The sequence below is a fragment of the Microbacterium testaceum genome (assembly GCF_001476655.1).
Lineage (GTDB): Bacteria > Actinomycetota > Actinomycetes > Actinomycetales > Microbacteriaceae > Microbacterium > Microbacterium testaceum_C.
The window spans coordinates 1-13,327 of sequence record NZ_LDRT01000028.1 but is presented as its reverse complement, the minus strand read 5'-3'; the positions used below and the strand labels follow the sequence as shown (position 1 = coordinate 13,327).

Sequence of the window (13,327 nt, the reverse complement as noted above, 5' to 3'; positions counted from 1 at the left end):
TTCACCGATACCGGCTTCACCCTGCTGCTGCCGATCTTCCTCGCGGTGGCGGGGTCGCTCGCCGCCTCGCGGCTCAGCTCGGGCGCGGGTCTGCGGCGGTTCACACCGATCGATCCGGCGCGTCCCTGATCGCGGTGCCGCGAGAGTCTGCTCAGACGAAGGCGGCCAGGGCGGTCTCGAGCGCGGTGGGATCGGCGCCGGAGGCGCTGTTGTCGAAGAGCACGTGGTGCGCGCCGCGCCACCGGCAGTCGGCGGCCTGCGCCGTGGCCCAGAACTCGTCCCAGTGGGCGAGTTTCCAGGCGTCGCGACCGTAGCCGCGCGAGTCGACGCGCTCGCGGACGAGATCGCCGTCCACGGTGACGTGCACGACGGTGATGGTGAGGTCGTCCGGCCAGTCGTGCTCCACGGCGGCGCGCTCGAGGTAGTCCGCCTCGGGGAAGTAGCGGACGAACGGGGCGTCGAGCACGACATCGGTGCCGAGGCGGAGGTTGTCGCCCGCCAGCTTCAGCAGGGTGGCGTACTCCAAGCCCATCACCACGTCCTGGTAGTAGGCGTTGTTGTCGCGGTCGTTCTTGTCGCTGCCGGCGGCCTCGAGCAGGGCCTCGGTGAACGCCGTCGCGACGGAGTCCTTGTCGAGGTACGCGGCACCGATCCGGCGAGCGATGAGGGTGCTCACGGTCGACTTGCCGCTACCGGCCGGGCCGATCACGAAGAACAGTCGTGCGGTCATGGGGGTTCCTCCCGGAGGGCGGGGAGGACGAGAGGCCGTCCTCCCCGCGCGGAATCAGGATGCCGCGAGGGAGCGGTCCTTCACGAACAGTCCGTACGACAGGGCGCCGACCAGCAGCAGCACGCCGCCGATGAGGAACACCGTCGTGTAGTTGCCTCCCGTGGAGGTGAGGATCGCACCGGTGACGATGGGCGCGACGGCCGCTCCGATGAATCCACCGAAGTTCTGGATCGCGCCGAGCGAGGCCACCTGGTTGGAGGGAGCGACGTCCGAGGCGAGGGTCCAGAGGCATCCGATCGGCACCTGTGAGGCGAAGTAGCCGACCGACAGCAGCACGATGGCGAGCGGGGTGCTGTCGACGTACGCGACGGGGAGCACCGCCGCGGCGGCGAGGACCGCGCCGCCGACGATCGGGATCTTGCGCGCGCGGACCGTGTTCACGCCGCGGCGGACGAGCCGGTTCGAGAGCCACCCGCCGAAGATCACGCCGATGATGCCGCAGAGGAACGGCAACGACGCGAGCCACCCGCTCTGCGCGAGGCTGAAGCCGCGGGCGGTTTGCAGGTAGCTGGGGAGCCACGTGAGGTAGACCCACACGGTGTAGAAGATGCCGAACGCACCGAGCACCATGAACCAGGTGTTCGACTGCAGGAGCAGACGCCCCCACCCGACCTTCTCGACCGATGCGGCGACGCGCGCTTCGGCCTCGGCACCCTTGATGAGGGCCTGCTCCTTCAGTGTCGGGTCGCGGTAGATGCGGAGCCACACGAGGGCGACGACGATGCCGAAGGCTCCCACGATGATGAACATCCCGCGCCAGCTCATCGTCAGCAGGAGGAAGGTCAGCAGCGGCGGCGCGATCGCGTTGGCGATCTGCGAGCCCGTGTTCACGAGCGAGACCGGGAGCGCCCGCTCGGACTTGTTGAACCAGCGCTCGTTGACCTTGAGGGCCGAGGTGAAGAACGGCGACTCGGTGATGCCGAGGGCGACACGGCAGGCGTACAGCACGCCGAACGAGTTCGCGGCGGCGGTGACGATCGAGACGAGCGACCAGGCGCCCGCCGCGAAGGCGAACATCTTCTTCGGCCCGAACTTGTCGACGAGGTAGCCCGCCGGGAGGTTGGCGATGGCGTACGGCCACGAGAAGGCCGACAGCAGCAGACCCATGGCGAACGGGTCGAGCCCGAACTCACCCGCGATCGTGGTGTTGGCCACGCTCAGCGTCGAGCGGTCGAGATAGTTCACCACCCCGCCGAGGATGAGGAATCCGACCAGGAACCATCGGATCCGGATCGTCTTCTTCTCGTCGCGCGTGAGCTGCGGCGCGTCTGCCGTCGTCTCGCTCATGGTCCACTCCTTCGTGTTCGGGTGAGAGGCGGACGTCGTGGTCCGCCGTGGGTGTGTCAGGCCGTCTGCCGGGCGTTCGCGACGGCGGCGAGGAAGTCTTCCGCGGCGCGGGTCACGTCGGCGTGGTCGCCGCTCGCACGCGCAGCTTTGGTGATGGCGCTCCCGACGCCGACCGCCAGCGCTCCGGCTGAGAACCAGTCGCCGACGTTGTCGCGCGTCGCGCCGCCGGCGGGCAGGATCGGCGCGTGCGCCAAGGGGGCCATGACGGTACGGAGGTAGTCGGGGCCGGCGATCTCGGTCGGGAAGAGCTTGACGATGTCGGCACCGGCTTCCATGGTGGCGACGATCTCGGTGGGGGTGAACGCACCGCTGATCGTGAGCGCCTGGTAGCGGTTCGCGGCACGGATCATGTCGGGGTTCAGGTTCGGGCTCACGAGCATGCGAGCGCCCGCCTGGACCGAGGCGACGGCCATCTCGGCATCCAGAACCGTGCCGACGCCCACGGCGACGTGATCGCCGAACTCGTCGACGAGGGTCCGCACGACCTCGAGTGCCCGCGGCACCGACAGGGTGATCTCGAGGGCCCGGATGCCGCCGGCGACGGCGGCGCGGGAGACGGCGAGCGCCTCGTCGGGGGAATCGAGGCGGACGATCAGGACCACGCCGGTGTCGACGACGGCAGACAGGACTTCGTGCTTCTTTAACATCGTTGCACACGGTATCACGAGAATTCACACGGTAGAACACGGTGTCTCATGACAGCGGAGGCTTAGGCTCGGAGGGATGTCGACACCGCCGCCCCTCATCCCGGAACAGCGCCAACGAGAACTGATGCGTCTGCTGCGCGGTGCGGGCGCGCTCAGCATCCGCCACCTGGCCTCGTCGTTGGGGGTGTCGCACATGACCGTGCGGCGCGACATCGCTGCGCTCGAAGACGAGGGTCTGGTGGATGCCGTGCAGGGCGGCGTGCGCCTTCGCGAGCGCACCGGCGTGGAGCCGCCGCGCGAGCGCGGGTCCCGCGCCGTGCTCGAGCTCCCGCGCAAGGAGGCCGTCGCCCGTCGCGCCGCCGCGCTCATCGCCGACGAGATGACCGTCTTCATCGATGCGGGGACGACCTGCCAGGCGCTCGTCCCCCATCTCACGGCGCGGCGTGGCCTGACCGTGGTGACCAACGACTTCTTCACCGTCTCGGCGCTGTACGCGCACCCCTCGATCGAAGTCATCCACACCGGCGGGGTGGTGGATGCCGCGAGCGGTTCGTCGAGCGGGGCTCTCGCCGCCGCGACCGTCTCTGCCATGACCCTCGACCTCGCGATCCTCAGCACCGGCACCTGGGACACCGCGCACGGGCTGACGACCCCCGAGCTCGACAAGGTCGTCTTGAAGCGGGCGGTCCTGGATGCCGCCACCTCGGGCGCCCTGATCGCCGACAGCACGAAGTACGGCACGGCGGAGCGTTTCCGCGTCGTGCCCCTCGACGCGCTCGACGTCATCGTGAGCGACGCCGAATTGCCCGAGAGCGCGGCCGCGGCGATCGCGGAGATGGGCGTCGAGCTGTGGACCGCGGAGGACTGACGGGACACCGCGTCAGAACACCTAGGCTCGACGGGTGATCGAGTGGATTCTGGCCGAGTGGACGCAGATCCTCGGCTTCGCGACGGGCGCCGCGTGCGTGCTGCTGGCGGCCCGGCGGAACGTGTGGACGTACCCGATCGGCATCGCGAACAACCTCGTCTTCCTCGTGGTGTTCGTCCCGGCCGGGCTCTACGCCAGCGCCGCGCTGCAGGTGGTGTACCTCGTGCTCGGTGTGCACGGCTGGCTGCGGTGGACGCGCGGGGTCGAGCACGACCGCGAGTACGTCGCCCGCACCCCTCGTCGCGCGGTGCCCTGGCTCATCGTCGTCGGGGTGGCCGGAACGGCTCTGCTCACCTGGGTGCTCGCCACCTTCACCGACTCGCAGGTCGCGTTGGCGGACGCCGCGACCACCTCGGCGAGCCTCGTCGCGCAGTACATGCTCAACCGCAAATGGATCGAGAACTGGTTCGTGTGGATCGGTGTGGACGTCGCCTTCGTGGCGCTCTCGATCGCGACCGGGCTGTGGATCATCGCCGCGCTGTACGCCCTGTTCATCCTGCTGTGCGTGAGCGGGCTGTGGTCGTGGCGCCGCGTGGCGCAGGAGGCGACGGATGCCGCACCCGCGGCCGATGCCCGTGCCTGAGCGCCGCTACCGGCACGGTGTGGTGGTCGGGAAGTTCTACCCCCTCCACGTCGGGCACGCGCACCTCATCCGCTCGGCCGTCCGCGCCTGCGAGAGAGTCACGGTCGAGGTGATCGCGGCATCCGTCGAATCGATCCCCCTCGAACGCCGGGCCGCGTGGGTGCGCGAGGACCACCCGACGGTTCGCGTGGTCGACCTCCTCGACGACACCCCGGTCGACTTCGCCTCCGAGACCGCGTGGGACGCGCACACAGCGACCATCGCGGGGCTGCTCGACGAGCCGGTCGACGTCGTCTTCACCTCCGACGAGTACGGGGCCGAGCTCGCTCGCCGCCTCGGCGCGGACTGGGTGCAGGTCGACCCGGGGCGTCGCCTCAACCCGGTGTCCGGGACCGCGATCCGCGCCGACCTCGACGCGCACTGGCACGAGCTGTCGCCCGCGGTCCGCGCCGACCTCACCGCACGCGTCGTCGTCCTCGGCGCCGAGTCGACGGGCTCGACCACGCTCGCCGAGGCGCTCGCCGCCGAGCTCGGGACGCTGTGGGTGCCCGAGTACGGGCGCGAGCTGAGCGAGACCCGCGAGGGCGGACTCGACGCGCCCTGGCGCAGCGACGAGTTCGACCTCGTCGTCGATCGGCAGATCGCCTGGGAACAGGATGCCGCGCGCCGGGCGCCGCGGTCCGTGCTGATCTGCGACACCGACGTGCTCGCCACCGCCCTGTGGCACGAGCGGTACGTGGGTACCCCCGCGCCGCGCATCCTGCAGCGCGCCGCGGCGCACCGGCCCGCGCTGTACATCCTCACCGGGGACGAGATCCCCTTCGTGCAGGACGGGATGCGCGACGGCGAGCACATCCGGGCCGACATGCAGGAGCGCTTCCGCGAGGTGCTCACGGCGCAGCCGGTGCCGTGGTTCGAGGTGCGGGGGAGCGTCGCCGAGCGGGTGGCATCCGCCCTTCCCTCCGTGCGCCGCGCGGTGGCCGAGGCGACCTCGTTCGCCGCCCCCATGGAGGGGCGCCCGCACGCCGAGCAAGAGGAGCTCCGTCGGCGGGCCGGCGGTTAGGCTGGCGCGATGGCGGACCGCTGGCACAAGCTCTCGCAGGCACCCACCACGTCGGCTTCGGGGGAGGGGACGGCCGCGATGACGGCCGCCGATCTCTTCCGGGACGCCCCCGCGACGACCGCTGTGCCGCTCGACGAGAAGCTCCGGCAGACCTATTACTGGATCGTCAATCGCGCGGTCATCTCGCCGTACTACGACGTCGAGTTCTCCTCGGGTGCTCCGCTCGCCTTCTCCCTCGGCGACGCCGGAGCCGAGCTGACGCTGCCGAGCGAGGCGTCGTTCTCGTCCAACGTCCTGCTCCCGCTGCTGAGCTTCGCCGTCGGGGGCAAGTGCCTGCTCGTCGGAGGACCCGGGCGCGGCAAGACCACCGTCGCGGTGCTCATGGGGGTCCTCGCCGGCTCCACACCCGACGACGTGCGGCGCGGGGTGCAGCAGGGGCAGCCGCAGCTCACGATCAGCGACCTCGTCGGCATCCCCCTCCCTCGTGACCTCATGAACGCGGCGAGTCTCGCCGAGGTGGGCGTCGCGTGGCGCGACTGGCTGTCGCGACCGGTGAAGATCGTCGACGAGTACAACCGCATCCCCACCAAGACCCAGTCGGCGCTGTTGACGATGGTCGCCGAGGGGTACGTCGAGAGCCACGACCAGCTGCGGCGGACCGCCCCGGCGTCGGGTGTGGAGAGCTGGTTCTTCACGGCGAACGACGATGCCGGCGGCGGGACGTTCCCGGTGATCCAGGCGCTCCGCGACCGCATGGACGTCACCGTGCCCGCGGCCGGATTCAACAGCCGCTTCCTCGACGAGCTGATCACGCGCGTCGAGGCGGGCGAGAAGCCCGAGGAGCACGTTCCCGCCGAGCTCGTCTTCGCCCCCGACGAGCAGACCGCGATGCGGGCCGCGATCCGCGCGGTACCGGTGCCCGCCCCGGTGCGACGTCGGTTGGAATTCTTCCTCAGTCACTTCGAGTTCGTCCAGGGCGGCGGGCGGAGGTTCGAGTACCGCACGAAGGACACCGTCACCACCGCCGGGGGCAAGGTCGCCGAGACGATCGAGGCGAATTCGGGAGCCGACCTCATGGCCGATCTCGGCGCGCAGACGCTGAACGGGCTGTCGGTCCGCGCCCTGCAGACGCTCATCGTCTACGCCAAGGCGGTCGCGTGGTTCCGCGGGCGCGACGAGGTCTCGCTCGCGGACGTCGCGGCGATGGTGCCGTTCGTGCTGCGCGGCAAGCTGCTGCCGAACCCCACGCACCCGCGCTTCGACGTCGGCGTCGAGCGGGAACTGTCGACCGACCTCATGAGCTGGCTCGGCGACCTGTTCGCCGAGTCGTGCCGTCAGTACGACGCTCTCGGGCGGGGGCGCGCGGACCCGGTCGGGGAGATGCTCGCGCAACTGGATGCCGGACTCGACGGGGTCTCGGCGGTCGAGGCGTCGCGCCGGCTGACCGCGATCGAGGCGCGCCTGCGCGCGGCGTCGGCGTCGGGCAAGCTCTACGGCCGGGACTTCGACGACCTCACCGCCCTGAAGTACCTGCACCAGCGCTACACCGCGTACCTCCGTTGGGTCGAGGGGCGCGCGTGATCCGGCGCCCCGGTCATCTGGCCGACACCGCTCCGCCGACCGGGGTGCCCACCGACGTCCCCGGCCTCGATCTCGAGCGCGCGGGGCTGACCGTCGAGGCGTCGGGCGGCTCGGCCGAGCGGTTCCGGCACGCCCTCGCCGCGGGGCAGGCCGCACTGCCGGCCGACGCGTCGACCGATCTCGTCGTCACGCTCGCGGGGATCGCGGGTTGGCGCGCCGGCGTCCTGGGGCTCCGCGACGACGCCCTCGCTCACCTCGCCGACGTTCCGCCCCCGGTCGCGGCGGCCGCGCTCGGCATCGCCGAGAGCGACCTCGACGCGTTCGCGGAGCGGCAGCGCGCCGATCGCTTCTGGTGGCCGGGGCGCCGGGCCCAGCGCGGGTACGTGTGCGCGGTGGGCGGCTTCGCCGGGCTCGGGGGCGCGTGGACGGCGCCGCCCGTCGACGCGCGTCCTCTCGACGACGACGGCTCCTTCGCCGTGCGCACCGGAGAGCGCTGGTGGCGGGTGGATGCCGATGTCTGGGGGTCGCGGCTGCTCGCTCTCGACCGGGAGCCGCCGACCGCGTCCGACCGGGGCACGGGGCCGACGGCATCCCTCCTCACCTTCGCCGAGTCGTACCTGGCGTGGGTCTACGTTCCGGAGGCCGCATGAAGACGGCCGCGCTCGAGGGGGACATCCGCCGCGCGTGGGAGAGCGCGCAGGAGCTCTGGGGCGTGCACATGCACGATGCGGAGCTGCGGCCGGGTGCGGGCAAGACGCACGGGGCTCCCGCGTGGTTCCGCTTCCCGCCGGCGATCGTCGTCGACCCGCGGATGGTCGCGGAGCTCGGCGGCGCCGACGAGATGGAGAGCGTCTTCGCACACGAGCTCGGCCACCACGCGCTCGCCCCCGGGACGCGTCTGGATTCGCTGAAGATCCGTCATCAGCTCGCGCGGACGCTCGTGGCCGCCGGGGCGACGTCGGTGCGCGACGACGACGTCGCGATGCTGTCGAACCTGTGGACCGACCTGCTCGTCAACGCCCAGGTCGGTCTGCTGCAGCGCCGTCGGGACGGGCCGGGGGAGCCCGGCATCGTGCGGCTGTCGCGATCGCTCTACCGCGCCTCACGCGACACCGGTGGTCGTCTGTGGTGGGTGTACCTGCGCACATACGAACTGCTGTGGGACCTCCCGCCGGGCACGCTGTGCGCGGTCCAGCCGCCGGCCGCTCCGCCACCGCGCGCCGCGACGGCGACGGCGGAGCGACCCCTCGACAGGATCCCCGAGCGGCATCGCGAGGCCGAGCAGAAGCTGCGCGACGCGCGGGCCGAGGCCGAGCGCGTGGCGCGCGAGCTCGCCGAGGCGACGATCACGCGCCCCGGTCTCGACGCCGACCTCCTCGCCGGGCTCGTCCGCACGTTCGCGGGCGACGCCGTCTCGGGTGCCCTGCGCTTCGGCGTGCTGATCGCCCCCTACCTCGTGGCGGAGCGGGCCGCGGGGGCGTCGATGCCGGGCGGGGAGTGCGCGGCCGACGACGCCCCGCCCGGAGCGGCGGAGCTCGGTCGTGTGCTCGCCGATCCGCGGCTGCGGGAGCCGATACCCGTTCCCGAGGGGCGCTCGTCCGCGGGGCCGCGGTCGGCGCGGACGGGGGCGGGTCAGGCGCTCGGGGTCGCGCGGACTCTCGAGCTGTACGAGGGAGCGGATCAGGATGCCGTGATCGCGGCGTGGTATCGCTCCGAGGCCGCGCGCTGGGTGCGTCCGCTGACGCAGCGTGCGCCCTCGACACCCGCCGAGGAGCTGCCGGGACCCGTCGAGACCTGGGAGACCGGCGACGATCTGGCCGAGCTGGACTGGCCCGCGACGCTGCGCGCCGGCGGCGCCGTGGTGCCGGGCATCACGACCCGACGTCGTTCGTATCTCGCCGACGATCCCCTCCCGCGCGAGACGAGCATCACCCTCGACCTCTACATCGACTCGTCCGGGTCGATGCCGAACCCGCGAGTCGGGTCGCCGGCCGTGCTCGCCGGCACGATCCTCGCGCTGTCGATCCTGCGCGGGGGAGGGCGGGTGCGGGTGGCGAGCTTCTCGGGCCCCGGCCAGGTCGGCGGCAGCGAGGGCTTCACGCGCGACGCGGGTCAGGTCGTGCGCGACCTCGCCCTCTTCTTCGCCGGCGGGACGACCTTCCCCCTCGACCTGCTGGAGCGTCGCGCCGAAGGGCTCGGCCGCGCGACGGCGGAGGAGCGTCGCCACCTCGTGGTGCTCTCGGACGACGGCCTGGTGTCGATGTTCGGCGCGGGCGATCCCGATCGCGCCGACGTCGCGGCGCGCGTGCGTGCGACCCTGTCGACCGGCACGCTCGTCCTCCTCGATCGCTCGCGCCGGGTGGAGCCTCTCGCCACGGCGGCGGGCTACGAGATCCTGTACCTGGAGACGATGGATGACGCACCCCGGGCGTGCGCGGACCTGGCGGAGGTGCTGAATGGCTGACGCCGACGAGTTGCTGCGGGTGTGGTCGAGCTTCGCTCCACCGGAGGGCGAGACGTGGTCGTCCGCGCGCCCCGGGCCTCCGCTCGACGCCGTCGCCGCGCGGTTGTCGAGCGTGCCGCGGCCGTTCCTGGACGACGAGGTCTCGATCGTCGCGCTCTCGGGGGACATCGCCGGGGTCGCGTGCGCCTCCGCCGCGTACGCCGACGACGTCCGGGTCCGCCGCGGGGCCGCGATCGGGCTGTGGCTGCTCGCCAGCGAAGAGCTCGTCGAGCCGTTCGATCCGCCCCTGGCCGGCCCCTGGGCGCTCCGGGCCGTCGACGCCCTCGCGTTGCGCGTCGCGCCCGTCGTCGACCCCCTCGATTGGCTCGCCGACGACGAACGGCGCGAGGAGGCCGCCCGCACCTTCCTGCTGTGGGCGGGGTTCCTCCCCGCCGGCGAGGACCGCGAGACCGCGCGGGCCCTCTGGCAGGCCCGCGACTCGCTCCGGCGCAGCAGTGCGCTCGCCGAGGCCTACGCGGCGTACGAGCACCGCGAGGAGATCGCGCGGCGCCTGGCCGAGGCCCGCGCGAAGGAGGCGGCGGCGAGGTACTCGAGTGAGTGACCCCGACGATCCCCTCCTCCCCACGGCGTCGGCGACGGTGCACGACCCCGACGGGAGGTCCCTTCGTCCCGCGGGCGGACCGGACCCGTCGGCGACGAGCGACCCCGACGATCCGCTGGCGCTCGGCGAGTACCGCCCGGGCTCCGCGGCGGTGCTGACGGATGCCGAGCGCTGGCCGACCCTCGACGCCGAGGCCGCGGCCCGCCTGCATCGCTGGCGCACGCACCCCGCGGCGCCCGCGTGGGTGCACGCGACCGGAGATCGGCTCACGGCGGAGGCGGTCGACCGCACGCGCCGCCCCCTCCCTCTCGACGGCTGGCTCGACGAGCATCTCGCGACCGCGCGGAAGCTCCCCTTCTACCGCGGCCGCGCGGCTCTCGCGACGCTCGCGGACTTCCCGCCCGTCGGCCGCGCCGACCTCGCGGCCGACGTGTCGGCCTTCGTCCCGCTCGACGCCGACCTCGATCGGATGCTCCATGGCACGAGTTCGGGCTCGACCGGAGCCGCGCTCGTGATCCCCGACGACGTCGAAGAGGTCGCGCGCGGCTTCCACCTCCTCGTCGACCTCGCCCGCCGCGCGGGCGTCGAGTGGACTCCGGATGCCGAGCGCCTCGCGCTCGTCTGGGTGCTGCAGCAACGCCAGGCGTTCACCTACGTCTCCCTGATCAGCGGGTTCGCGCACCGGGCGATGGCGCGCGTCAACCTCGACGCGCGCGCGTGGCGCACGGCATCCGATCGCTCCCGGTTCCTCGCCGACGCGAACCCGCAGGTGATCTCGGGCAACCCGACGAGCCTCGCCGAGCTGCTGAGCGACGACCTGCGCGACGTGCTGCGGCCGCTCGCGCTGTTCTCGGGCGCGATGGCGCTGTCGGGTCCGCTCCGCGCGCGACTCGAGGCCGCGTTCTCGTGCCCGGTCATCGACGTCTACGGCCTCCACGAGACCCGGCCGATCGCCGCGCGCACCGACGACGGGCCGTTCCGCGTGCTGGATCGGCGGGTGCACGTCGAGATCCTGGATGCCGGGGGCGCCCCCGTCCCCGACGGTGAGATGGGCGAGATCACCGTGACGGCGGGCGAGAACCCCTTGCTCCCGCTCGTGCGGTACCGCACGGGTGACGTGGGGCGTCTCGTGCGGTTCTCCGACGGAGCGGTCGGGATCGCGGATCTCGAGGGGCGCGAGCACACCGAGTTCGTGACCGGCGCGGGCGTCCGCGTGCCGTCCGTCGACCTCACGCAGCAGTTGCAGAGCCACGGGGCGCTCGGGTGGTCCGTTGTGCAGAGGGCCGACGGCGCGGTCGAGGTGACGGTCGCCGGGGGAAACGCGCGGCTGATTCGCGACGCGCTTCGGACCCTGCTCGACCAGCCCGTCGAGGTCGAGCGGGTGGAACGGCTCATCGACCTCGGCGAAGGCAAGCCGCGGCGCTTCGTCTCGCACGCGGTGGCCCCGGGGCGCGGCACCGCGCCGACGTGACGCGAGCCCCCTCCCGAGACGGGGAGGGGGTCGCGCGCGGGGCCGGGTTCAGTCGAGGTACTTCGCGTACGCCGGCAGCGTCAGGAACGCCGGGAACTCCGGGCGCAGTGCCACCTCGCGGAACACTGCGGCCGCGTCGTCGAAGCGATCGCCCTCGGAACGCGGCAGGTCGGCCAGCACCTCGTCGAGGAGGCCCTCGACGAAGGCGCGGGTGATCGTGTCGCCCTCGGCCGTCTCGCGGTCCTGGTGGATCCACTGCCAGATCTGCGAGCGCGAGATCTCGGCGGTCGCCGCGTCTTCCATGAGGTCGTCGATCGCGACGGCGCCCAGGCCCCGCAGCCACGCCTCGAGGTAGCGGATGGCGACCGACACGTTGCCGCGCACACCCGCCGTGGTCACGGGCAGGCCGATGCGCAGGTCGATCAGCTGCGCCGGTTCTACGGACACCTCGTCGCGGGTGCGCCCGAGCTGGTTCGGCGCGTCCCCCAGCACGGCGTCGAACTCGGCGCGCGCCACCGGGATGAGGTCGGGGTGGGCCACCCACGTGCCGTCGAAGCCGTCGCCGGCCTCGCGGCGCTTGTCGGCGGCGACCTTCTCGAACGCCGCCTCGGTCACCTCGGGCTTGCGCCGGTTGGGGATGAAGGCGCTCATACCGCCGATCGCGTACGCGCCCCGCTTGTGGCAGGTCTGCACGAGCAGCTCGGTGTACGCCCGCATGAACGGCACCGTCATCGTGACCTCGCTGCGGTCGGGGAGCACGAAGCGGGCGCCGCGCCCGCGGTAGGTCTTGATGATCGAGAAGATGTAGTCCCAGCGGCCGGCGTTCAGACCCGCGCAGTGATCCCGCAGGGCGAAGAGGATCTCCTCCATCTCGAACGCCGCGGGCAGGGTCTCGATCAGCACGGTGGCGCGGATCGTGCCGTGCGCGAGTCCGAGGCGCTCCTCGGTGAACGAGAAGACGTCGTCCCACAGCCGTGCCTCTTCGGCCGACTCGATCTTCGGCAGGTAGAAGTACGGCCCCCGACCCGCCGCGATCAGCGCGTGCGCGTTGTGGAAGACGTACAGCCCGTAGTCCACCAGTGAGCCGGATGCCGGCAGCTCCCGGCCCGCGCGATCGATGAACGTCACGTGCTTCTCAGGGAGGTGCCAGCCGCGCGGGCGCATCACGATCGTCGGGGTGCGCTCGGCGGTCACCTCGTAGCGCTTGCCCTCGGGGCTCGTGAACGACAACTGACCGCGGATCGCGTCGAACAGCGAGAGCTGCCCGCCGATGACGTTGCGCCAGGTGGGGCTCGTGGCATCCTCCTGGTCGGCCAGCCAGACCCGCGCGCCGGAGTTCAGCGCGTTGATGGTCATCTTCGGGTCGGTGGGTCCGGTGATCTCGACGCGGCGGTCCTCGAGGCCCGGGCCCGCGCCCGCCACGCGCCACGACGGGTCGTCGCGGATGTGCGCGGTGTCGGCGCGGAAGTGCGGGTCGTCGCCCGTGCCGATCTCGAAGCGGCGACGCTCGCGGGCGGCGAGCCGGTCGTGCCGGCGACGCGCGAAGCGGTCGTGCAGCTCGGTGAGGAACGCGATCGCCGCGGGGGTGAGGATATCGGCATCCCGTCCTTCGAGGGGGCGCTCGAGGCGCAGGTGCGGGGCGGATGCGGATGCGTTCGGCATCCCGGAACCGTCGGTGTTCGTGCGGGTCCCGGTGGCGGAGGTCGTGGTGGGCGGGGAAGAGGTGAGGAGGGTCATGATCGTGGCTTTCTGTGCGGCTTCCATGCCCTCCGCCGTCCTTCGCGGGCCGCCGGGTATGTCGAGTGTCCAGAACACGCCGTAAAGGTCGAGGCGGTTACGGCGTGTCTTGGAC

Annotated in this window: 12 protein-coding genes; 8 read left to right on the top strand and 4 right to left on the bottom strand. The window is 72.2% G+C overall.

Translation table 11 applies throughout. The features are described 5' to 3' along the window. Nucleotides 1-151: 151 nt before the first annotated feature. Genes NS220_RS05435 through NS220_RS05425 form a run of 3 tightly spaced genes read right to left on the bottom strand, consistent with a single transcriptional unit; the run spans nucleotide 152 to nucleotide 2,784 of the window. Nucleotides 152-730 carry an AAA family ATPase gene (locus tag NS220_RS05435; protein ID WP_058623071.1) on the bottom strand — a complete coding sequence of 193 codons (579 nt, stop codon included), beginning with the start codon at nucleotides 728-730 and terminating at the stop codon, nucleotides 152-154. Nucleotides 731-784: 54 nt separating this feature from the next. Continuing rightward, on the bottom strand, nucleotides 785-2,077 hold the full coding sequence (locus NS220_RS05430; RefSeq protein WP_058623070.1) for an MFS transporter: 1,293 nt from the start codon (nucleotides 2,075-2,077) through the stop codon (nucleotides 785-787). A 56-nt stretch (nucleotides 2,078-2,133) separates the two neighbouring features. Continuing rightward, a complete protein-coding gene (locus NS220_RS05425) occupies nucleotides 2,134-2,784 on the bottom strand; it encodes a bifunctional 4-hydroxy-2-oxoglutarate aldolase/2-dehydro-3-deoxy-phosphogluconate aldolase (protein WP_058623069.1) in 651 nt (216 codons plus the stop codon). Between the two features lie 76 nt (nucleotides 2,785-2,860). Here NS220_RS05425 and NS220_RS05420 point away from each other — a divergent pair, with 76 nt between their 5' ends. The 8 genes from NS220_RS05420 to NS220_RS05385 are packed head-to-tail and all read left to right on the top strand — an operon-like array spanning nucleotide 2,861 to nucleotide 11,475. After that, entirely contained in the window at nucleotides 2,861-3,652 is a 792-nt protein-coding gene (locus NS220_RS05420) for a DeoR/GlpR family DNA-binding transcription regulator (RefSeq protein WP_058623068.1), read from the top strand. A 34-nt stretch (nucleotides 3,653-3,686) separates the two neighbouring features. Further along, nucleotides 3,687-4,295: a nicotinamide riboside transporter PnuC gene (gene pnuC / locus NS220_RS05415; protein ID WP_058623067.1), complete on the top strand. Its 609-nt coding sequence runs from the start codon at nucleotides 3,687-3,689 to the stop codon at nucleotides 4,293-4,295. Beyond that, the gene (locus NS220_RS05410; RefSeq protein ID WP_242864538.1) at nucleotides 4,282-5,358 is read left to right on the top strand and encodes an AAA family ATPase; all 1,077 of its coding nucleotides are present in this window, start codon (nucleotides 4,282-4,284) and stop codon (nucleotides 5,356-5,358) included. Before pnuC ends, NS220_RS05410 begins: the two co-directional genes overlap by 14 nt. Nucleotides 5,359-5,367: 9 nt before the next feature. Continuing rightward, nucleotides 5,368-6,939: an AAA family ATPase gene (locus NS220_RS05405; RefSeq protein ID WP_058623066.1), complete on the top strand. Its 1,572-nt coding sequence runs from the start codon at nucleotides 5,368-5,370 to the stop codon at nucleotides 6,937-6,939. Then, nucleotides 6,936-7,589 carry a hypothetical protein gene (locus NS220_RS05400; protein ID WP_058623065.1) on the top strand — a complete coding sequence of 218 codons (654 nt, stop codon included), beginning with the start codon at nucleotides 6,936-6,938 and terminating at the stop codon, nucleotides 7,587-7,589. The genes NS220_RS05405 and NS220_RS05400 overlap by 4 nt, the downstream gene beginning before the upstream one ends. Beyond that, nucleotides 7,586-9,403, top strand: coding sequence for a VWA domain-containing protein (locus NS220_RS05395; RefSeq protein ID WP_058623064.1), 1,818 nt, complete (start codon nucleotides 7,586-7,588; stop codon nucleotides 9,401-9,403). Before NS220_RS05400 ends, NS220_RS05395 begins: the two co-directional genes overlap by 4 nt. Then, nucleotides 9,396-10,004 (top strand): hypothetical protein, encoded by a 609-nt coding sequence (locus NS220_RS05390; protein WP_058623063.1) that lies wholly within the window; start codon nucleotides 9,396-9,398, stop codon nucleotides 10,002-10,004. The genes NS220_RS05395 and NS220_RS05390 overlap by 8 nt, the downstream gene beginning before the upstream one ends. Further along, nucleotides 9,997-11,475 carry an AMP-binding protein gene (locus NS220_RS05385; RefSeq protein ID WP_242864537.1) on the top strand — a complete coding sequence of 493 codons (1,479 nt, stop codon included), beginning with the start codon at nucleotides 9,997-9,999 and terminating at the stop codon, nucleotides 11,473-11,475. The genes NS220_RS05390 and NS220_RS05385 overlap by 8 nt, the downstream gene beginning before the upstream one ends. Before the next feature lie 48 nt (nucleotides 11,476-11,523). Here the strand turns inward: NS220_RS05385 and aceB are convergent, their stop codons facing one another. Next, nucleotides 11,524-13,212, bottom strand: a complete 1,689-nt coding sequence (gene aceB, locus NS220_RS05380; RefSeq protein ID WP_193755279.1) for a malate synthase A — start codon at nucleotides 13,210-13,212, stop codon at nucleotides 11,524-11,526. Nucleotides 13,213-13,327: the final 115 nt, after the last annotated feature.

Coding starts and splice junctions, on each gene's coding strand:
- NS220_RS05435 (WP_058623071.1), bottom strand. CDS start 730: ATGACCGCACGACTGTTCTTCGTGATCGGCCCGGCCGGTAGCGGCAAG.
- NS220_RS05430 (WP_058623070.1), bottom strand. CDS start 2,077: ATGAGCGAGACGACGGCAGACGCGCCGCAGCTCACGCGCGACGAGAAG.
- NS220_RS05425 (WP_058623069.1), bottom strand. CDS start 2,784: ATGTTAAAGAAGCACGAAGTCCTGTCTGCCGTCGTCGACACCGGCGTG.
- NS220_RS05420 (WP_058623068.1), top strand. CDS start 2,861: ATGTCGACACCGCCGCCCCTCATCCCGGAACAGCGCCAACGAGAACTG.
- NS220_RS05410 (WP_242864538.1), top strand. CDS start 4,282: ATGCCCGTGCCTGAGCGCCGCTACCGGCACGGTGTGGTGGTCGGGAAG.
- NS220_RS05405 (WP_058623066.1), top strand. CDS start 5,368: ATGGCGGACCGCTGGCACAAGCTCTCGCAGGCACCCACCACGTCGGCT.
- NS220_RS05395 (WP_058623064.1), top strand. CDS start 7,586: ATGAAGACGGCCGCGCTCGAGGGGGACATCCGCCGCGCGTGGGAGAGC.
- NS220_RS05390 (WP_058623063.1), top strand. CDS start 9,396: ATGGCTGACGCCGACGAGTTGCTGCGGGTGTGGTCGAGCTTCGCTCCA.
- aceB (WP_193755279.1), bottom strand. CDS start 13,212: ATGACCCTCCTCACCTCTTCCCCGCCCACCACGACCTCCGCCACCGGG.